The 20,848-nt window shown below is 67.0% G+C and carries 16 protein-coding genes; 10 read left to right on the top strand and 6 right to left on the bottom strand.

Going from position 1 to position 20,848, the window contains the following annotated elements; all coding sequences use genetic code 11:
• Positions 1-202 precede the first annotated feature (202 nt).
• The 6 genes from U5775_RS00165 (at position 203) to U5775_RS00140 (ending at position 6,670) form a co-directional block, all read left to right on the top strand.
• Positions 203-661: a GNAT family N-acetyltransferase gene (locus U5775_RS00165; RefSeq protein ID WP_322056095.1), complete on the top strand. Its 459-nt coding sequence runs from the start codon at positions 203-205 to the stop codon at positions 659-661.
• Between the two features lie 231 nt (positions 662-892).
• Entirely contained in the window at positions 893-2,050 is a 1,158-nt protein-coding gene (locus tag U5775_RS00160; protein WP_322056094.1) for an HPP family protein, read from the top strand.
• 114 nt (positions 2,051-2,164) lie between these two features.
• Positions 2,165-2,578, top strand: a complete 414-nt coding sequence (locus U5775_RS00155) for a MarR family winged helix-turn-helix transcriptional regulator (RefSeq protein WP_322056093.1) — start codon at positions 2,165-2,167, stop codon at positions 2,576-2,578.
• Between the two features lie 5 nt (positions 2,579-2,583).
• Positions 2,584-4,386: a chloride channel protein gene (locus tag U5775_RS00150; protein ID WP_322056092.1), complete on the top strand. Its 1,803-nt coding sequence runs from the start codon at positions 2,584-2,586 to the stop codon at positions 4,384-4,386.
• Between the two features lie 463 nt (positions 4,387-4,849).
• Positions 4,850-5,434: an ANTAR domain-containing response regulator gene (locus U5775_RS00145; RefSeq protein WP_322056091.1), complete on the top strand. Its 585-nt coding sequence runs from the start codon at positions 4,850-4,852 to the stop codon at positions 5,432-5,434.
• Between the two features lie 108 nt (positions 5,435-5,542).
• Positions 5,543-6,670, top strand: a complete 1,128-nt coding sequence (locus U5775_RS00140) for a CmpA/NrtA family ABC transporter substrate-binding protein (RefSeq protein ID WP_322056090.1) — start codon at positions 5,543-5,545, stop codon at positions 6,668-6,670.
• Positions 6,671-6,695: 25 nt separating this feature from the next.
• On the opposite strand, the gene U5775_RS00135 is transcribed toward U5775_RS00140, so the two are convergent.
• From U5775_RS00135 to U5775_RS00110, 6 genes are all read right to left on the bottom strand, one after another.
• Positions 6,696-7,097: a type II toxin-antitoxin system VapC family toxin gene (locus U5775_RS00135; protein WP_322056089.1), complete on the bottom strand. Its 402-nt coding sequence runs from the start codon at positions 7,095-7,097 to the stop codon at positions 6,696-6,698.
• The gene (gene vapB, locus U5775_RS00130; protein WP_322056500.1) at positions 7,097-7,333 is read right to left on the bottom strand and encodes a type II toxin-antitoxin system VapB family antitoxin; all 237 of its coding nucleotides are present in this window, start codon (positions 7,331-7,333) and stop codon (positions 7,097-7,099) included. Before vapB ends, U5775_RS00135 begins: the two co-directional genes overlap by 1 nt.
• Positions 7,334-7,445: 112 nt before the next feature.
• On the bottom strand, positions 7,446-7,739 hold the full coding sequence (locus U5775_RS00125) for an antibiotic biosynthesis monooxygenase (protein ID WP_322056499.1): 294 nt from the start codon (positions 7,737-7,739) through the stop codon (positions 7,446-7,448).
• A 68-nt stretch (positions 7,740-7,807) separates the two neighbouring features.
• Positions 7,808-8,923, bottom strand: a complete 1,116-nt coding sequence (locus U5775_RS00120) for an NAD(P)/FAD-dependent oxidoreductase (RefSeq protein WP_322056088.1) — start codon at positions 8,921-8,923, stop codon at positions 7,808-7,810.
• A 56-nt stretch (positions 8,924-8,979) separates the two neighbouring features.
• Positions 8,980-10,002, bottom strand: coding sequence for a lysozyme inhibitor LprI family protein (locus U5775_RS00115; protein ID WP_322056087.1), 1,023 nt, complete (start codon positions 10,000-10,002; stop codon positions 8,980-8,982).
• A 79-nt stretch (positions 10,003-10,081) separates the two neighbouring features.
• Positions 10,082-10,903, bottom strand: a complete 822-nt coding sequence (locus U5775_RS00110; protein WP_322056498.1) for a multidrug ABC transporter ATPase — start codon at positions 10,901-10,903, stop codon at positions 10,082-10,084.
• 515 nt (positions 10,904-11,418) lie between these two features.
• On the opposite strand from U5775_RS00110, the gene U5775_RS00105 reads away from it, so the two are divergent.
• The 4 genes from U5775_RS00105 (at position 11,419) to U5775_RS00090 (ending at position 20,807) form a co-directional block, all read left to right on the top strand.
• Positions 11,419-12,690 carry a LysR family transcriptional regulator gene (locus tag U5775_RS00105; protein WP_322056086.1) on the top strand — a complete coding sequence of 424 codons (1,272 nt, stop codon included), beginning with the start codon at positions 11,419-11,421 and terminating at the stop codon, positions 12,688-12,690.
• Positions 12,691-12,979: 289 nt separating this feature from the next.
• Positions 12,980-15,433, top strand: a complete 2,454-nt coding sequence (gene bcsB / locus U5775_RS00100; RefSeq protein ID WP_415913480.1) for a cellulose biosynthesis cyclic di-GMP-binding regulatory protein BcsB — start codon at positions 12,980-12,982, stop codon at positions 15,431-15,433.
• A 113-nt stretch (positions 15,434-15,546) separates the two neighbouring features.
• Positions 15,547-16,788 (top strand): cellulose synthase complex periplasmic endoglucanase BcsZ, encoded by a 1,242-nt coding sequence (bcsZ, locus tag U5775_RS00095; RefSeq protein WP_322056496.1) that lies wholly within the window; start codon positions 15,547-15,549, stop codon positions 16,786-16,788.
• The gene (locus tag U5775_RS00090) at positions 16,758-20,807 is read left to right on the top strand and encodes a cellulose synthase subunit BcsC-related outer membrane protein (RefSeq protein ID WP_322056085.1); all 4,050 of its coding nucleotides are present in this window, start codon (positions 16,758-16,760) and stop codon (positions 20,805-20,807) included. Before bcsZ ends, U5775_RS00090 begins: the two co-directional genes overlap by 31 nt.
• Positions 20,808-20,848 lie beyond the last annotated feature (41 nt).

Here is a 20,848-nt window from a genome sequence, read left to right as displayed (position 1 = left end):
CCCAGTCTACTGGGTTGGCGCGCACAAGGTGGCGAGGCCGGGAATACGGCGCGCGCGGCGCCTGCCAGCGTAACCCAACGCGGCGCCATGCGGCGCCGTGCGGGCGCGGAGTTACATATGCAGCGGTTTTGTTACACGGAGGGGGTTTCGGCCCCAGCGCAGTAGAATGCGGCGACTTCCCGCGCCCTCCAGGGGACATCGAATGCACGTGCGCGCCATCGATACGAACGACCTCGACCTGATCTGCCGCCACCGCGAAGCCATATTTCGCGAAGCCGGCCGCGACGCCCAGACGCTCGCGACCATGACCGCGCACTTTCGCACCTGGCTCGCGCCGCGTCTCGCCGATGGCACCTATTTCGGTTTCGTCACGTGCGAGCGCGACGTTCCCGTGGCCGGTATCGGCCTCATGGAGATCGACTGGCCGCCCCATCCGGCCCACCCGGAGCAGGACAAGCGCGGTTACGTGCTCAACGTCTACGTGGAACCGGACGCGCGGCGGCGCGGCCTCGCCCGCCAGCTGATGCAGCTTGCCGACGATGAATTCGTCCGGCGCGGCATCCGCTACGTCATCCTGCACGCGACCGCGCAGGGCCGCGATCTTTACCGCCAGCTCGGCTGGAGCGGTACGACGGAGATGGCGAGGACGTTGAGCCGCTGAGGCCGACCAGGCCGTCGATACCAGGCAGCTCACGCAAACACGTCATTTCATCGCCGGCGCCCACCCTTGGCGCGCCGCGCTTCGCGTCGCGCCCCAACCCCGCCCCAAATTGCCAGTATCAGCGACAACGCGTCGCAATATATATCACGTTGCGATACAATCGCCATCTCAAAAAATCCCGGGCGCCCCCGCCGGGGACGCAAATCCGCACCCTTTTTCGTCATTTCCACCGTGTCACGCTTCAGAATTCTTCGCTGGCTCACACGTTTCGCCCCCTCCCCCGTGACCCTGCGCTGGCGCGAGCGCCTGCGCTCGAGCCTCGGCGCACTGGTCGGCATTGCGGTCACTGGCGCCGTCTCGCACTACCTGCTCGGCAACTCCTCGACCATTCCGTGGCTGATCGCGCCGATGGGCGCCTCGGCCGTGCTGCTGTTCGGCGTGCCCGCGAGTCCGCTCGCGCAGCCGTGGTCGATCATCGGCGGCAATCTCGTCTCGGCCACCGTGGGCGTGACCAGTGCGATGTTCATTCACGATCCGGTCGAGGCGGCCGCCGTCGCGATCGGCGTGGCCGTCTGCGCGATGTTCACGCTGCGCTGCGTGCACCCGCCTTCGGGCGCCGTCGCCCTCACCGCCGTGCTCGGCGGTCCCGCGGTGCGTGCGCTCGGCTACGAGTTCGTGTTCGAGCCGGTCGCGCTGCAATCCTTCACGCTGCTGGTTTCGGCGCTCGTCTATCACACGGCCACGGGCCACCGCTATCCACACGCGGCGAGACCGCCCAAGGCCGCACCGCCCGCGACCGCGCCGGGCGGCTTCTCGCGCGCCGATCTCGAAGCCGTGCTGCGCGAGCGCGACGAACTGCTCGACATCGACACCGACGATCTCGAAGCGCTGCTGCGCGAAACGGAAATTCGCAGCTATGCGCGCAGCTTCGGCGAGCTCGATTGCGCCGCGGTCATGACGCGCGACGTGGTCAGCATCACGCCCGCGACCACGGTGGGCCAGGCGCGAGCGCTACTCAAGCGGCACGACATCAAGGCGCTGCCGGTCGTGGATGCCCAGGACCACGTGAAAGGCATCGTCACGCGCGCGGACCTTGCGGAAGAAGGCCTCGGCCGCCACCCGCTGCGCGCGCTGCTGCATTCGCTCAGAAGCGGCATCGCCGCGCATCCCGCCGATGGCGTGCAGGTAGGCACGATCATGAGCACGCACGTTCGCACCATTTCCGGCGCCACGCCCATCGTCGAGCTGCTCGGCATTTTTGCGGGGCGCGGCCACCATCACGTGCCCGTGGTGGACGGCGAGCGGCGCCTCATGGGCATCGTCACGCAGGCGGACCTGATCTCGGGCCTGTACCGGCAGGCCCAGCCGCTACAGCGCCAGAGCGCCTGAACCGCGCGCAATCCGTAACGGGCGGCGTGCGGCGCAACTGTTCAGGCCGGGCTCGCCCATAAATATCACGTTGTGATATATTCGCATTTCGAATCGTATCAATTTGAATTCCCAATGAAGAACACTCCGCGCGGTCTGACGAAGGCCGATTTCGAGCAGCTCTCCGAGTTCCGCTATCAGATGCGCCGTTTCGAGCGCTTCTCCGAACAGGCCGCCCAGGGCGAGGGCATCACGCCGCTGCAGTATCTGCTGCTGCTGCACGTGAAGGGCTATCCCGGCCGCACGTGGGCGACCATCGGCGAGATTGCCGAGCGCCTGCAGGCGCAGCACCACGGCGTGGTGGCGCTCGTCTCGCGCTGCGAGGCGCTCGAGCTGGTCGAGCGGCGCGTGAGCGAGCGCGATCGCCGCCAGGTGGAAGTGCATCTGCTCGATGCCGGCGAAAAACTGCTTGCGCGCCTCGCCGAACTCCATCGCGCGGAGCTGCAATCGCTCGACGGCACCTTCACCGTTCCGCAAATCGATCTTTGACGACCATGCATCTCGACGATTCCCACAAGCGCGACTTTTCGGCCAACGCGCGCCTGCCTGGCATCAGCGCGCTCGCCGCCGTCATCGGCGCGCTGGCCACACTGGCCGCATTCGTGCTCCTGAGCCTCATCCACTGGTTCACGAATCTGTTCTTCTACGGCCGCTTTTCGTTCGCCGATCACTCGCCCGCGCTGAACACGCTCGGGCCCTGGGTCATCGCCGTGCCCGCGGTGGGCGGGCTGATCGTCGGGATGATGGCGCGTTTCGGCTCCGACAAGATCCGCGGCCACGGCATTCCCGAAGCCATCGAGGCCATCCTGTTCGGCAAGAGCAAAATGTCGCCGAAAGTGGCCGTGCTCAAGCCGCTCTCGTCGGGCATCGTGATCGGCAGCGGCGGCCCGTTCGGCGCGGAAGGCCCGATCATCATGACCGGCGGCGCGATCGGCTCGCTGCTCGCGCAGTGCGTGCGGCTCACCTCGGCCGAGCGCAAGACGCTGCTCGTCGCGGGCGCCGCCGCGGGCATGACGGCCGTGTTCGGCACGCCGGTGGCCGCCGTGCTGCTCGCGGTCGAACTGCTGCTGTTCGAATGGCGCCCGCGCAGCTTCCTGCCGGTCGCGCTCGCCTGTGCCGTGGCGGGCTTCGCGCGCGCCGCGTTCTTCGGCACCGAGCCGCTGTTCGCGATGCAGACCGCGACGCCGCACGCGCTCGCGCTGTTCTCGTGCGTGATCGCGGGGCTGCTCTCGGGCGCGCTCGCCTCGGGGCTTTCCGCGGCGCTCTACAAGGTCGAGGACCTGTTCGCGCATCTGCCGCTGCACTGGTCCTGGTGGCCCGCGCTCGGCGGCATCGTGGTGGGCATCGGCGGCTTCATCGAACCGCGCGCGCTGGGCGTGGGCTACGACGTAATCGGCGATTTGCTTCATCAGCACATCATCCTGCAGGTGGCCGTCGCCATCCTCGTGGTGAAGGCCGTGATCTGGGTCGTGGCGCTTGGCTCGGGCACCTCGGGCGGCGTGCTCGCGCCGCTGCTCATGCTGGGCGCGGGACTCGGCTGCGTGCTGAGCCCCGTGCTGCCCGGCAGCGACCCCGCGCTCTGGCCGCTCGTGTGCATGGCGGCGACGCTCGGCGCCACGCTCGGCGCACCGCTCACGGCCATCGTGTTCGCCTTCGGCCTCACGCACGATGCCAACGCGCTGCTGCCGCTGCTCACGGCCACGCTGGTCGCACATGGCTTCGCCACGGTCGTCATGAAGCGCTCGATCATGACCGAGAAAATCGCACGGCGCGGCTATCACATCTATCGCGAGTACGGCGTCGATCCGCTCGAGCGTCATTACGTCGACGAAGTGATGACGCGCAACGTCGACACGATCGACGCCGCCGTGAGCGTGCGCGCCGCGCTGGAGCAGTATTTCGGCGCCACGCAGACGCGCCGCGCCTGGCCCGTGGTCCGTGACGGCGCGGTGCTCGGCGTGGTGGATCGCGCGATGCTCGAAGCAGTGCGCGCGAGCGACGCCAGCGACGCGCTCGATCAGCCGCTCGGCGCGCTGCTCGCGTTGCGCACGCCCGACGTGGCCGTGCCCGAGGAAACCTGCCGCCAGATCGCCACGCGCCTCGCGGTGCATGGCCTCGAGCGGCTGCCCGTGGTGAGCGGGCGCGACACGATGCGGCTCGTGGGCATCGTGTCGCGCAGCGACCTCGTGAAGCTTTCGCTTTCGCACTTCGAGGAAGAGACCAAGAAGGAACGCTTCCGGCGCATCAGCATCGGCAATAGCAAGCGGCGTTTTCCGCCGGTTCGTAAAGTGGGTTGAGTGAGTAGTAAGTAGAGGAAGTGGGGATTTTGATGCGCGCCGATTATGGCGCGCTTTTTTTTGCCTTCGTGGTGGTGGATTTGGAAGGCTTTTTGTGGGAATGCGTGGCTTTTTCCGTTGGCCGTTCTGTTGGTGGTTGGCACACGGACTTGGCTGTTAGTTGCAAATTTAACGGCGGCGGTCATCGATCACGCGCCGCTCTCGCCTATGGTGCTGCGCCAGTTGAGTGCGATAGAGACCGCGCAACGCACTGCTGCGGTGCACCACATCGCCGCGCTTGCCCGCTCGTCAGATAGCCAAGTGGACAGCTCGCGCCATTCGAGTGCGCGATCAAAACTGGCACATACCTTGCTGAAAAGCTGCACGTTCCGCAACGGCGCGCCCTCCGCCCATCGGCGGCTTCCTCCCTCAACAACCAACTGGTCATCCGTCGAAGTCTTATGCCGCCGAGCACCGAACCCCCATGCTGCGCGTCCTGCTCGTAACCGACACCGACAAGCCCATCGGCGATCTGCGCGACGCGCTCGCGCGGCTCGGCTACGAGATGCTCGCCAACCCCGCGACGCCGCAGGCGCTCCATCGCGCCGTCGAGCGCGAGCGGCCTGACGTGATCATCATCGACACCGAGTCGCCTTCGCGCGACACACTCGAACAACTCGCCGTGATGAACGCCACGGCGCCGCGTCCCGTGCTGATGTTCAGCAACGACGCGAACCAGCAACTCATCCGCTCGGCCGTGCACGCGGGCGTGACCGCGTATCTCGTGGAAGGGCTCGCGGGCGAGCGTATCGCGCCCATCCTCGAAGTCGCGCTCGCCCGCTTCGCCCAGGAGGCGCAACTGCGCGAGCGGCTCACGCTGGCCGAGAACGAGCTGGCCGAGCGCAAGCTGATCGACCGCGCGAAACGCATGCTGATGGAGCAGCAGAAGATGTCCGAGCCCGCCGCCTACGCGACGCTGCGCAAGCACGCGATGAACCAGGGCTTGAAGCTCGCCGAAGTGGCCCGGCAGATCGTCGCGGCTGACGAGTCGCTGGAACGACGCAAATGATCGACGCCAGCAGCCGAAGCAAAGCACCGACGCAAATGAATGCGCCGGTCCGCGACCGGTCAGATTCAGATCGATTGAGCCGCAATGAGCACGCATGAAGCGCCTACCATGAACGCCACCTCCACTCCGCAGGCCGCGCCGGAAAAGACGCACCTGAAAATAGGCTTCGTACCGCTCGCCGATGCGGCGCCGCTCGTGGCCGCGAAGCTGCTCGAATTCGGCCACGCACACGGTCTCACGCTGGAGCTCTCGCGCCAGCCCTCGTGGGCCGCGCTGCGCGACAAGCTGCTGGCGGGCGAGCTCGATGCCGCGCATACGCTCTACGGTCTCGTGTACGGTGTGCAGCTCGGCATTGGCGGGCCGCAGCAGGACATGGCCGTGCTGATGGTGCTCAACCGCAATGGCCAGGCGATCACGCTGTCGAACCGCCTCGCCGATGCACTAGCCGAACATGGCACGCTGCCTCGCGCGCTCGCGACGCTCGACCGCAAGCCCGTGTTCGCGCAGACCTTTCCAACCGGCACGCACGCGATGTGGCTCAATTACTGGCTCGCTGCGCAAGGCGTGCATCCGTTGCGCGATATCGAGAGCGTGGTGATTCCGCCGCCGCAAATGGTGGCGGCGCTCACCGAGGAAAGGCTCGACGGCTTTTGCGCAGGCGAGCCGTGGCCCGCGCTGGCGCAGCGGCGCGGCGTGGGGCGCACGGCGATACGCAGCGGCGAAATCTGGGCCGATCATCCGGAGAAAGTGCTGGCGTGCCGGCGCGATTTCGTCACGCGATATCCGAATACGGCGAGAGCGCTTGTGCAGACCATGCTCGAAGCGTGCCGATGGCTCGACGGCGTGGGGCATCGCGGGGAGATCGCGCAATGGCTCGGGCGGCCTGAGATGCTGGGCGTGGATACGGCGGTGATTGCGGAAGAGCTTGAAGGCGCTGGGGCTGCGGATGGGCAGCGCATGAAGTTCTTTGAGAGCGGTGCCGTGAATTATCCGTTGGAGTCCGAAGGAATCTGGTTCCTCACTCAGTTCGAGCGCTGGGGGATGGTGGCGCGGCGTAGCGACTATCGGGAGATCGCGCGCGGGGTGAATCAGACTGCGCTCTATCGCGCGGCGGCGCTTGAGGTTGGGGTTGAAATGCCGACGGCGTTCGACAAACCCGTGTTCGTCGATGGACGGATATGGGATGGGATCGACGCCGCGGCTTATGTGGAGGGGTTTGAGGTGAGAGGGGGTTGAGCGGTTGCCGCGCACATAGGGCAACCTACTCCTTAAGCCAGTTCTCTATGTTCACACCAGGATAGTGGGCAAAATCGCGCTCGTTATTCGTTACAAGCGAAACTTCAAGCGCAACCGCATGTGCGGCGATCAGCTTGTCCAGGTGATCCTTTTTGCGCTCGCGCGTCGCCTCCCGAATGGGTCCATATGCAACCGCGGCAGCGGCGTCAAACGGCGCAACCGGTATGTCTTCTACGAGCGCGGCAAGATTGCGCTTCTCGCGTGCACGATTAGCAGAAACGGCGACGCCATATTCCAGTTCGGCGTAAGTGATTGCCGACATGACGACATCGCCGACATAGCACTGCGCAAACCGGTGCGCCACCTGTTCTGGCTGGTTTTTCATCAGATAGATGCACATATTCGTGTCAAGCATGAAACGTGGCATCACAAATCCTCGCGTTCGGTCTGGCCGTGCGCGCCACGTCCCTCCGCCATGAAATCGGGCCCGAATTTCGCAAATTTCTTGAGCACCCCATCTAACGATCGGCGTGCAGGGCGGATACGGATTTCGTCGCCCACACGCTCAATTTCGACCTCGATGTCATTACGCTCATAGGCAAGGTCCGCAGGGATGCGGACCGCCTGGGAATTACCGTTCTTGAACACCCGGGTTGTGTGCATTTCCAGTTGCATGGACAAGATCTAGGTTGGTTGAACTATAGACAGTATCCACGGCAATGTAAATCCATGTATGTACATGGATCAAACCAAGGCGACTCCTCAGGCTCGACGCCTACTTCACCACCACCTGCGTATGCCCAACAACGGGCGGCTTTTCAAAATACGGCCCCACGAGCCCGCGCCATGCCTGGAAGTCGGCCGACTCGCGAAAATGGACCATATGATCTTCCACCGTGTCCCATTGCACGACGAGCACGTACTGATTCGGCTCCTCCACGCTGCGCTGCAATTCGACGCCGCTGCAGCCGCGCGCACGGTGGAATAGCGGCAGGGCCTCTGCCACCGCTGCTTCGAATTCGGCGTTCTTGCCGGCCTGCACGGAGATGTGCGCCATTTCGTAGACCACGTTCTGCTCCTTTCTCTTCGTTCTTTGCATCATGAATGCGCGCGCGCAGTTGCGGCGCGCGCCTAACGTTACCACGCCTCGCCGTTCAGTCGCGCGACCACTTCGTCCGCAGTCGCGAGCGACGCCGTCAAGCCCGGCGATTCGATGCCGTAAAGATTCACGAGCCCGCGCACGCCATGCGCGCTCGCATCCTGAATCAGGAAGTCGCCGTCGTTCATTCCGCTCGCCAGCTTCGGGCGGATGCCCGCATAACCGGGCTGCAGTGCGCCATCGGGCAAGGCGGGCCAATAGCTGCGGATCGCCTCGTAGAATTTCGCCGATCGGCCCGGGTCGACGGTGTAGTCGATCGTGTCGATCCACTCGACGTCGGGGCCGAAGCGCGCCTGGTGGCCGAGATCGATCGTCAGGTGCACGCCCAGGCCGCCCTCTTCGGGAATCGGATAGATGAGTCGCGAGAACGGTGAGGCGCCCGCCAGCGAGTAGTAATTGCCCTTGGCGTAGCGCCCCGCCGGAATCGAGCCGGCCGCGATGCCGTCGATCGATGCCGCCACCGGTTGCGCGTAGAGTCCCGCGCTGTTGATCACGCGCTTCGCGCGCAGCTCCATCGGTTCTGCGCCACCCACTTTCAGCAAGATCGGCTGCCCGGCTTGCGCGACGCCGCCCATGACCGGCGAGCAGAACGCGAGCATGCCGCCCGCCGCTTCGAAATCGCCTTGCAGTGCGAGCATGAAGCCGTGGCTGTCCACGATGCCTGTTGAGGGCGATTCGAGCGCCGCCACGCAATGGAGCGCGCGCTCGCGCGCCTGCGCTTCGTCGCGATCGAGCCAGCGCAGGTCGTCCACGCCGTTGGCCGCGGCGGCGGCGCGAATCGCGCGCAGCGCGTCGAGTTGCCCTTCGTGTGTCGCGACGATGAACTTGCCGCAACGCTCGTACGCCACGCCCTTCTCGTCGCAATACGCGTAGAGGCGCTGCTTGCCTTGCACGCATAGCCTCGCCTTGAGCGAGCCCTGCGGATAATAGATGCCCGCGTGAATCACCTCGCTGTTGCGAGAACTGGTGCCCGTGCCGATGGCGTTCTCCGCCTCGACGAGCACGGTTTCCCAGCCTTGCTGCGCGCACGCGCGCGCGACCGCGAGGCCGACCACCCCCGCCCCGATCACGACGCAATCGACCGTGTCAGTCATCAAAATTCACTCCTCTTCACGCGGACGCTTTTTACGGTGGCGTTATTGTGCCTGCTTTACGGCATCATCCGCACGACCTCCCGCTCCGAGGGGCACACCTGGTTGCGTTGCGCGGCGATCGGCCGGGGCAGCGTCTTCTTGTCGGCGGCCACGTTGGTGTAGTACCTGAGCTCCGTGATGCTCGTGCCGTCCTTGCCCGATTGCGGCTGCGGCGACCATAGCGCAATCCAGTAGTGACCGTTCTCGTCGTACATGATCACCGCTTTCGTATCGCACGCGATGCCGTGCACGAAGGTGCTGATTACCGTCACACCCGGCATGCCGGCGCTGGCGCTGTCGTCGATCACGGCGTTGGCGGTTGCGAGCAGCGCATCGTAGTCGCGGCCCAGCAGCTTGCGGATGGCGTCGTCCTGCGCGGACGTCTTCACGATGCCCAGCGTGAGCAGATCCGCCTTCGCGTTCGGGTCTTTTGCGGCTGCCACGTACGTGCCGGCGAAGAGCACGCCCGCACCCGCGCCGCAGTCGGCCGAATCGCCCTTCTGCGCGACCTCGATGCGGTTGACCTGGCGCCTGAAAGTCAGCGTGCAGTTTTGCGTAAAGTCCTGCGCATTGCCCGTGTAATGCGCGGCCTGGTCCTTGCCGAACGCCGCGTTGCTGTCGAGCGTGCCCGAGTTGGCGCCCGCGTTGGTGTCGAAGCCGAACTGCAGGCCGCGCGCCGACACATCCTTGATGACGAGTGCGGAGCCATATTGGCCGCTGGCATCCACGCGCCACCACTTGCCCTGCCAGTGGAACGGACCCGCGCCGTTCGAGAGCACGACGAGGCGCTCGCTGTACACGCGTGCGAGGCAGGCCGTGTCGCCGCACTGATCGCGCTCGCGCAGCCACGCGCGCTGATCGTCACGCCATGCCGCGGCGTCCGCGCCCACCGCGAGCTTCTGATAGAGCGTGGTGAGCTGCGTATCCATGCTGCTGAGGCGCGCTGAAGCGCAGATGCGCTTTTCGGTGGCCGACGCGGCTTTGCTGCAATCGAAGCTGGCCGCCGCCGCGAGTCCGGGTGCGAGTAGCGCGGCGGTCAAGGCAAGCGCCTTAAATTCGGCATGCGAAATAAATCGATTCATGGCGTTTCGGCTCGAAGAAGGGTTCTGGATGGTCCGCTCATTTGCCATGCTTTGCCCATGTGCCTTCGTTCGGATACCAAAAATCCCGGAACATATCGATGCCGTATGACTTGCCGTCGTATTTGAGCACAACGCGCTTCGTGCGTTTGCCTATATCGGCCCAATCCCGGTTCTCAAGCCGGCTCCTGACGATGTGCGCGGTCAGTGCGAGATCGGCGAATCCATGACTGGACGTTTTCGCCACGGCAATGGTCATGTTCGCGTCCTCGGTCAGCGCCCCGTCCGTTCCGCTGCCGCAAGCGCCTTGATTGATATCGACCCAGCCACGCAGGTTCGTGCCGAACACGGGGCGCAACGCATGCGCGTCGCGCACAAAGAGCGTCAGTTCGTGCTCGGCTACCGCATCGGGGCAACTCGGCCCGCGCGCGCTGCTGTCGAATACCACGCCAAACGCACGCACGTCCGGCGAGAGCTGATACGGTGCCGTGTCGATGCGAAAGCTGCCGACCTGCGTGGTCGCATCCTGCTCGATGACCGAGCGGTTCGCCGCCATGACTTTGCCGCCCTCGACCAACGCCACGACCTGAGCCAGTTTGCCGTCGTCGCTATTCGGGCCTACGTGGCCGGTGTCGAAAGCGAGCGCGGCAATCGTGGTGTCCGGCGCGTTGGGCATGATCTTGCAGGCCGCCGCCGCAACGAGGCCGTCCTTATCGCCCCACGGAGCGAGGTTGCCCTTGATACCGGCCCACTGCGAAACGGCTGCAACGATGCCGTCGTCGCATGGCTGATCGTCGTCGGCAAAAGCGGGCGTCGAGACAGCGAACGCGAGCGGCACGGCTGCCCATATGAACCTGCGCATGAAACTGGATCCTCCACGAGTGCGATTCTGAAGGCCGGCACGGCGTGTGTGCGTGCAACCGTCCGGCGAAGCGCGATGGAGGATACCGCAAGGCCGGGCAAGACCCCTGATGCAAGGCCAAATAGCGCCGATAAAGAAACTGCTGACGCGATCGTTGTAGCGCATCGCAGATGCATCGGGCATGCACCCCGCCAGCCACTCGGCCGCCACGCGTTCGTACCCTTTGAAGCGCGGCACCGACGCGGCGCGCCACAGCGGCTTTTGATATCCTGAAATCCATCGCGAACGGGTTCACCCGAAGCGTGCTGCGGCGCAGCCATAAACGAAACAGATACCGGAAGAACGAGCTCGCAAGGCCCTGCGTGCCCTGCGAGGCAGGTTCAGACCATGAACGAGACAGCCCGGCAAACCATCGTGCATGCGCATTCTTTCGGCCGGGCTCGCGCCGCGCGAGCGGCTCATCGAAGCGCAGTTCGCCAAACGGCCGGGCGTCTGCATCCGCTTGCGAGGGCCGCATGAATCCCGCGGATCTGCTCAATCTCGCGCATCTACGCGCGTTTCGTCTCGTCGCCGATACCGGCAGCGCCACACGCGCCGCCGCCTCGCTCGATCGCGCGCAATCGGCCATCACGCGCTCGGTGCAGGAGCTCGAAACGGCGCTCGGCGAGCCGCTCTTCGAGCGCAAGTCCTCCGGCATGCTGCCCACCACGGCGGGACGCGTCGCGCTAGATCGTTGCGCGCGCATCTTTATCGAGCTCGAAGCGCTTGCGCAATGGTGCATGGCGCGTCAGATGCGCCGCCGCGCCCTGCCCGAAGGCGCCCTGCCCGCGTGGCTGCTCAATACGCGGCGCCTTCAGCTCTTCGTCGCGCTCGCGCACGACCAGCACATGCCGAGCACCGCCAGCGCGTTCGGCATCAGCCAGCCCGCCGTGAGCAGCGCCATGCGCGTGCTCGAAGGCGGTTCGGGCATCACGCTGTTTCATCGCAGCGCGCGTGGCCTGCAGCTCACGCCCGAGGGCGAGATGTTTCTTCTCCACGTGCGGCGCGCGCTCAACGAACTGCGCCACGTCCCCGACGATATCGCCGCGTTGCACGGCACCATTCAGGGCGCGGTGACGGTGGGCGCGCTGCCGCTCGGCCGAACGCTGATCCTTCCCGCGGCCATCGCGCATATGAGCGCGCTCCATCCCGGCGTGCGCGTGATCACGGACGAAAGCGCTTATGAATTGCTGACAAGCAGTTTGCGTGCGGGTGACGTCGATTTCATTCTCGGCGCGCTGCGCGAGAGCGATGGGGCAAGCGATCTCGCCCACGAGCGCCTGATGGTCGAGGACATGGTCGTGCTCGCGCGCAACAGTCATCCGCTCGCGCAGCAAAAAGGCCTGAGCGTGAGCGACCTGCGTCACGCGCAATGGATCGTCCCATGCACCCATTCGCCGGCGCGCGGGCTCTTCGAGGCGCAGTTCCGGCGCCTGAAGCTCAAGCCGCCGATGCCGAGCGTCGAGACCGACGACCTCGCCGTGATTCGCGGTCTGCTGATAGGCACGGAGATGATCGCCGCCGTCTGCGCACAGCAGTTGCATTACGAGATCGCTTCGGGCCAGCTTGCGGTGCTCGACGTGCCGCTGTCGAGCACGCGGAGCGAAATCGGTCTCATCTTGCGCGCGGACGGTGCGCCTTCGCCTGCGGCGCGCGCGTTGATCGATGCGATCCGGCTGACCGTGGCCAACGCGGCGACCGCCCCGCGCGCAGTGGAAGGCCGCGTCGGCAAACTGACAGCGCACTGAAAAGTGCGACGCCCATTCGCAACGCATGGCCACGCCGATTCTCTGACAGAAAAAACGCCCGGCCCGCCAATTCCCCCTGTCAACTAACAATGCTTAACGATTAACCAGCGATAAACGGTGAGCAATCATCTGCCGCTTTTGATGATAGTCAGATAAACTCCGACGAATTTCGAGATATCGATGTGTCAGCGCAGTGCCCGGCGGGCGACGCGAGACCGCCACTATCACCAGACGGCTGACGATGTGTAACGGACGTGGCCGTCGCGAACAAAACAAGGGGCCGTTTGCGATGCGAGTTTCCGTACCTGTCCGCCTTGGCGCGCTGACGGCTGGATTGCTGGTGGCGTCCAGCCTTCTCGCCGCCGACAAGCCGGCTGTCAAAGCGACTCCCGGCGCAGCAGCGTCCAGCGCGGCGCCCGCCGCGCCGGCAACGGCAGCCTCGGGCGCTGCGGGCGATTCCGCCGACGCCTCGCTGGGCGGCGTGCCCGGCACCCTCGTGAACACCGCGGGCGGCAGCGGCCCCGCCGTCATCCAGACGGCGCCCGGCACGATCGCCATGCCCGTCGGCGCGGCCAATGGCGCGCCCGCGCCGATGGGCCCGCCGCGCACGCACGTCTTCACGCTGCGCCAGTTGGGCAGCTACGGCCCGCTGCAATTGCGCGGGCTCGATCCCACGGGCTATCTCAATGTCGGCGTGCGTACCGACGAGGTCGTCACCAGCGCGAAGCTGCGGCTCGTCTATACCTACTCGCCGTCGCTCATCTATCCGCTCTCGCATCTGCGGGTGCTCGTGAACGGCGAAGTGGTCGCCACCATTCCGCTCGTGAAGGAAACCGCCGGGCAACTGGTGACGAGCGAGATCAACCTCGATCCGCGTCTCTTTACCGACTTCAACAACATCAGCGTGCAGATGATCGCGCACTACACGCTCGATCACTGCGAAGACCCGTATCACTCGACGCTGTGGACTGACGTGGCGCCCGAAAGCACGCTCACGCTCAACACGGTGGGCATCGATCTGCCCAACAGTCTCGGGCTGCTGCCGGCGCCGTTCTTCGACAAGCACGACAGCAGCCTCCTGCGCGTGCCGTTCGTGCTCGCCGCCAACGCGGGCATGCCCACGCTGCGCGCGGCCGGCGTGGTCTCGTCGTGGCTCGGCGCGCTCGCGAGCTATCGCGGCGCGCGCTTCCCGGTCACGCGCACAGCGCCCGCCGACGCCAACGCCATCGCGCTCGCGTTGCCGGGCCAGGTGCCCGAAGGCATCACGCTGCCCGAGATCAAGGGCCCGACGATCACGGTGATGAACAATCCCGCCGCCGATCCGCAAGCGGGCCGCAAGCTGCTCGTGCTCGCGGGCCGCACGCCCGAGGAGCTGGAGAAGGCCGCCGACGCGCTCGTGCTCGGCCAGGCCGGCATGGCGGGCAGCAGCGTCGTGGTGCAGTCGGTGGATCTGGGCCCGGCGCGCCAGCCCTACGACGCGCCCAACTGGGTGCCCACCGACCGCCCCGTGATGCTACGCGAGCTCGTGAGCGATCCTCAGCAGTTGCAGGTCTCGGGCTACAACCCGCCCGCGATCCGCGTGAACATGCGCGTGCCGGCCGACCTCTATGCGTGGGCGCACAGCAACGTGCCGCTCGACATCCGCTATCGCTACACGGCGCCGTCGACGTGGAACGACTCGATCCTCAACGTGAGCATCAACGACCAGCTCGTGCGCTCGCAGCGCCTGAAGCCGGTCACGCGCGCCTCCGACGAAACGCGCATCGCCGTGCCGCTGCTCTCGGGCACCGATGCGCGCGCGTCGAGCAACCTCGAGATTCCGGCGTTCCGCGTGGGCTCGAACAACCAGTTCCAGTTCCAGTTCCATATCGATTCGCAGAAGACGGGCCTGTGCTCGTCGACGGCCGCCGACGTCGCGCGCGCCGCCGTCGACCCCGACTCGGTGATCGACTTCAGCGGCTTCGCGCACTACACGGCGCTGCCGAATCTCGCCTACTTCGCCAATAGCGGCTATCCGTTCACGCGCATGGCCGACCTCTCGGAAACGGCCGTCGTGATCCCCGACGCACCCGACGCGAAGGATCAGGAAGCCGTGCTCACGATGCTCGGCCACATGGGCCAGTGGACCGGCCTGCCCGCGCTGCGCGTGAAGCTCGTGCCCGCGAGCCAGATCGACAGCGTGAGCGGCGACGACCTGCTCGTGATCGGCTCGGGCTCCGCCGCGAATCTGCTCGCCAAGTGGGGCAAGGACCTGCCTCTGCTCATCGAGCGCGGCAAGACCGAGGTGGCGACGCGCGACCAGAAGGCCGGCTGGCCGGACTGGCTCGGCGGCACCGAGGACGACGACGAAGCCACGCCCAAGGGCCGCTCGATCGTCTCGCTCGGCGGCCCGATGGCGGCGCTGATCGGCTTCGAGTCGCCGCTCACCTCGGATCGCAGCGTGGTGGCGCTCACCAGCACGTCCTCGGCGCAGCTCGGCGACGTGCTCGACGCCTTGCAGGACAGCAGCGAGGTCGCGCAGATGCACGGCGACCTGAGCGTCGTGCGGCACGGCGACGTGGAAGGCCTGCGCGTGGGCGAGCGCTATTTCGTCGGCGACCTGCCGTGGTATGCGCGCCTGTGGGTGCACATCTCGCGCTATCCGTCGCTGATGGCGCTCGCGGGCATACTCGCGGGTCTCATCGTCGCGTTCACGGTGTTCTGGGCGCTCGGCCGCATGGCTTCGCGCCGCACCGGAGACTGACCGTGCGTGGCGCATCGTCCAGCCTCGCGCGCTGGCTCGCGGCCGGCGCCTGCGTGCTCGCGCCGCTTTTGCCGCTCGATGCGGCCTGGGCGGCCGGCACGGCCGGAGCCGGTATGCCCACGACGGCGGCCGCAGGTGGCGCGGCGAAGGCATCGGCAACGCAGCCGGCCGCCTGCGCGTGGCCCGACTGGGAGACCTTCAAGCACGATCTGCTGAGCGCCGACGGCCGCGTGATCGATGCGAGCACGCCGCGCCAGGTCACCGTGTCCGAGGGCCAGTCCTACGCGCTGTTCTTCGCGCTCGTCGCGAACGATCGCGCGAGCTTCGACAAGGTCCTCACGTGGACCGAGAACAATCTCGCCCAGGGCGATCTCGCCACGCATCTGCCCGCGTGGATCTGGGGGCGCACCGATATCGGCGAGGACGGCGCGGCGCTGCCCGCTTCGGGAGCGTCCAGCGCTTCCGCAAACGCCACGGCGAGCGGCGCGAGCGGCACGCAGACGCAAAAGCCCGCCTGGGGCGTGATCGACACGAACTCCGCCAGCGACGCCGACCTCTGGATCGCCTATACGCTGCTCGAAGCGGGACGCCTCTGGAACGTGCGCCGCTACACCGCGCTCGGCATGTTGATGGCGCGCAACGTCGTGCGCCAGGAAACCGCCGAGTTGCCGGGCCTCGGCCGCACGGTGCTGCCCGGCCCGATGGGCTTCAAGCTCGACAAAAATTCGTGGCGGCTCAATCCGAGCTACGTGCCGCTGCAACTGATGCGGCGCTTCGCGCTCGCGCTGCAGAGCGCTCCGGAAGCGCCCGAATGGAAGGCGATGCTCGCGAGTTCGACGAAGCTCGTCAACGACACGGCGCCGCATGGCTACTCTCCGGACTGGGTGGTCTATCGCGCGCAGAGCGGCAGCAAGGGCGCCTTCGCCCCCGACGAGCCGACCCATGCCGAAAGCGCCTATAACGCCATCCGCGTCTACCTGTGGGCGGGCATGCTCGCTTACGACGACCCGCTGCGCAGCGCCACGCTCGCCACCTTCGCGCCGCTCTCGGCGTTCGTGGCGGCACACGGCTTCCCGCCCGAGCGCGTGAACACGCAGACCGGCGCGGCCGGTCCGAACGAAGGCAACGGCGGATTCTCGGCCGCGGTCGCCCCGTATCTTTCGGCGCTGGGCCGCACCGACCTCGCCGACGCGCAGGTCGCACGCAGCCGCACGCTCGCGCAGAAGTCGCCGCCCGGCTATTACAGCAGCGTGCTGATGCTGTTCGGCCTCGGCTATCTGCAAGGCCTCTACCGTTTCGACGCGCAAGGCCGCGTCGCGCCCGCATGGACGACCCGATGCCCGGCACCGCGCTGACCTTCCGCGCGAACGCGCCGCGCCGCGCGCCCTCGCTCACGCCGCTGCGCACGCCGCTGCGCACGCCGCTGCTCGCGCTGCTGATTGCGGCGCTCCCGTGCGTCGCGCGCGCGCAAAATGCGCCAGGCGCGCCAGGCGCGCCGGGTGCACCCGGTGCCGCGAATGCGCAGAACGCCCCGCAACCCGCCGCGAACGCCGCCGCGCCCACGGCGCAGGCCGCGCAACTGCTTTCGGCGGCGCGCATGTGGATGGCGAAGAACCGCCCCGACGTCGCGCGCGGCCTCGTGCAAAAGGCTCTGCTGTTCGATCCGCAGCAGGCCGACGCGCTCGCGCTCATGGGCCAGATCGAGCTGCGCTCGAACCATACGGCGCAAGCGGCGAAGATCCTCGCGCAACTGAAAAAAGTCGCGCCGAACGCGAGCGCGACCCAGGCATTCGCCGACGCGTACCGCGTCGCCACCGTCGACAAGAACGAGCTCGCGCAGATCCGCCTGCTCTCGAGCGCGGGCAAGAGCGACGAAGCCGCGGCGCGCATGAAAAAGCTGTTCCCGAACGGGCCGCCGCAAGGCGACCTGGCCAGCGACTACTACCGCATCATCGCGGGCACAACCGATGGCCGCGTGCAGGTCATCAACGAGCTGCGCGCGCGCGTCAGGCAGAACCCGGGCGACACCGGCGCCGCGCTGATGCTCGGCGATTTGCTCACCGACCGCGCCAGCACGCGCATGGAAGGCCTGAACCTGATCTATCGCGTCTATCAGCGTCAGGACAGCAACCGTGCCCAAGCGCTCGAATACTGGCGCCGCGCGCTCAACGGCGCGGGCCGCGACGATCCGGCCTACTACGTCTGGTATCAGCGCTACCTGCAGGAAGTACCCGACGACACCGACACCCAGCAGACCGTCGCCGATCTCGCGAAAAAGCTCGGGCCGAAGGGCGTGGCGCAGGCCAATGCGGCGGCGGCCAGCGGCAGGAATTACGTGCCGCCGGCGAGTCTCGCCTCGGGCAAGACTTCGGACGGCGGTTCAAGCTCGGCGCGCGCGCGTCCGGCGGGTCCAGGCGCAGCCGCGCGCGAGCGCGGCCTCGCGCAACTGCAGCGCGGCGACCTCAAGGACGCCGAAGCGTCGCTGCAAACGGCCCAGCGCGCGAATCCGAACGACGGCGCGACGCTCGGCGCGCTCGGCCTCGTGCGGCTGCGCGAAGGCCGCCAGGACGAGGCGCGCGAGCTCTTCGCCCGCGCGCTTCAGCTCGACCCCGACAACGCGGGCAAGTGGCGCAGCCTCGAAAAGACGGCCACGATCTGGGGCACCATTGCGAAGGCGCGCGCGGCCAATTCCCAGGGCAAGCCCGAAGAGGGGGAAGCGCTCGCCCGCGAGGCGCTCCGGCTCGATCCGGGCAACGCCGACGCCTCGAGCATCCTCGCCGACTCGCTCATCGCCCAGAAGAAGTGGACCGAGGCCGAAGGCGTGCTGCGTCCGCTCGTCGAGGCGAAAACGCCTGACATGGATGCGTTGCGCAGCCTCGTGACGGTGCTGCGCGCAACCCATCGCGATAACGAAATCGGCCCGCTCATCACCGCGACGGCGCCGCGCCTCACGGGCTCCACGGCCGAGCTCAAGCGCCTGCACGCCGAGCTGCTTTCGATCCAGGCCGACCAGTTGCTGGCCGAGAACCGCAAGAGCCCGGCCATCGCGAAGCTCGAAGACGCCGTGCGCCTCACGCCCGACGACGCCTGGACGCGCTTCACGCTCGCGCGCCAGTACCGCGATCTCGGGCTGCCCGCGCTCGGCCGCGAGGTGATGGAGGACGGCCTCAAGGTCTCGTCCTCGCCCGACATGCACTACGCCACGGCGCTCTATCTGAATTCGGTGGACGACGTGGACGGCGCCACCGCCCAGCTCGACGCCGTACCAGCCGCCGAGCGCAGCGACAGCATGCGCAACCTGATGAGCAACCTCGCGGCGCAGAAGCAGATCGCGCAAGCGCGCCAGCTGATCGCGCAAGGCAAGGAAGGCGAGGCGCGCGCGCTGCTCGATTCGGCCGCCGCCGAGGCCAACGCGGCCAACGACCCGCAAATGCTGGCCTCGGTAGGGCGCGAATGGATCGCCATCGGCGAAACGGACAGGGGCCTCGCGCTCGTGCAGGACTGGCTCGCGGCGCACCCCGACGACCCGGCGGCCAACGGCGCGCGCGTGCGCTACGGCGAGCTGCTCGCCGCCGCCAACCGCGACGACGACTGGGCCAAATGGATCGACGCCACGCGCGCGCGGCCCGGCCTCACCGACGAGCAGCGCGCCAATCTCGACGATCAGGAGCTGCGCCTCGCCGTGCGCGCGACCGACCGGCAGATCGAAAGCGGCGACCTCACGAGCGCGCAGCACACGCTCGACGCCGTGCCCGCGCGGCTCAAGTCGAGCAAGCGCTGGCTGCTGGAGCAGGCCGACCTGCTCGAAGCGAAGGGCGACTACAAGGGCGCGATGGCGTCCGCGCAACAGGTGCTCGCGCAGCAGCCCGGCGATGCCGACGCACGTCTGACGGTTGCGCGTATGCTGGAGCGCATGGGCCGCGACCGGGAGGCTGCCGAGATGGTGCGCGACGTATTGGCCGACACCCCCGCTGACGACGTGGACACGCGCCTGTCCATCGCGCGGCGCTTCACGGCGCAGGGGCTCGACCAGGAGGCACAGGACGTGGTCGACCCGCTGCGCGCGCGCTACCCCGACCGCTCCGACGTCACCACCCAGGCGGGCCGTGTGGCCCAGTCGCGCGGCGACTACGACGAGGCCGCGAGCCTCTACCGCAGTTCGCTCACGCAGGAGCAGGCCGAAGGCGAGCAGCCCGGCACCGACGGCCTCACTTCGGCGGGCCGCGCGCTGCAAGGGCTCCAGGATCGCCGCCAGGGGCAGGTCGCGACCGAGTGGTATCAGTCGAACCTCTCGGGCGACTCCGGCATCTCGGAGCTGCACGCCACGGAAATTCCGCTCTATGTGCGCATTCCGGACGGCTACACGGGCCACTATTTCTTCCACGCCGACACGGTTTATCTGAACGCGGGGACGCTGCCGGCCGGCAGCGAAGGCATCTACGACTACGGCAAGGCCCCGGCGCTCGGCAACGCGAACATTCCCGCGATCAACGAGACCGCCACGGGCGTCGCGCTCGCGGCGGGCTACCAGTACGACCGTGCGAACACGAGCTGGCGCGCCGACATCGGCTCCACGCCGCTCGGCTTCCCGATCACGAGCGTGCTGGGCGGGTTCCTGTATCGCTACGACTTCCCGCATGCGTCGGTGTCGTTCGATGTCTCGCGCCGTGCCATGACGAGCAGCCTCGTGTCGTACGCGGGCGGACGCGATCCCGTTACCGGCGAAACGTGGGGCGGCGTGGTGCGCAACGGCGCCACCGTGCGCGGCGCACACGACTTCGGTCCCGGCACGGTTTTCACGAGCCTCGGCTTCGGCCTCCTGACCGGCTCCAACGTGCCGACCAACCAGGAGTTCAAAGTCCGCAGCGGCTACGACTGGACGGTCTGGAAGCGGCCCGACCAGGACGTGTCGAGTGGCCTCACGATCAATTACTGGCAATACTCGAAGAACGAGCACTTCTACACGTTCGGCAACGGCGGCTATTACAGCCCGCAGAGCTACTTCTCGGTTGGCATCCCGCTCGACTGGAAAGGCCGCTATCACAAGCTCTCGTGGGAGATCGACGGCAGTGTCGGCATGTCGTTCACGAACGAGGACCGCTCGCCGTACTTCCCCACGCGGCCGGACTTGCAGGCGCTGGCCGGCAACCCGTACTTCGGCGGCGGCTCGGGCGGCGGCTTCAGTTATGCGGTCGAGGCGGCGCTCGAGTACCGCATCACGCCGCATTTCGTGGCGGGCGGGCGCTTCCGGCTCGACCGCTCGCGCGACTACGCGCCGAACGTGGGCCTCGTGTATCTGCGCTACTTCTTCTCGCCGCAGCATGGCCCGGTCCCTTACCCGCCGACGCCAGTGAGGCCATACTCGGATTATTGAGAGATCGTATGAAGATTTCGACGCCAACCGCGCTGCCCGAG

Source organism: Paraburkholderia sp. J63 (assembly GCF_905220245.1).
Taxonomy (GTDB): Bacteria; Pseudomonadota; Gammaproteobacteria; order Burkholderiales; family Burkholderiaceae; genus Paraburkholderia.
Note: the sequence above shows the minus strand (reverse complement) of the source record. Positions and strands in the feature narration are given on the sequence as shown.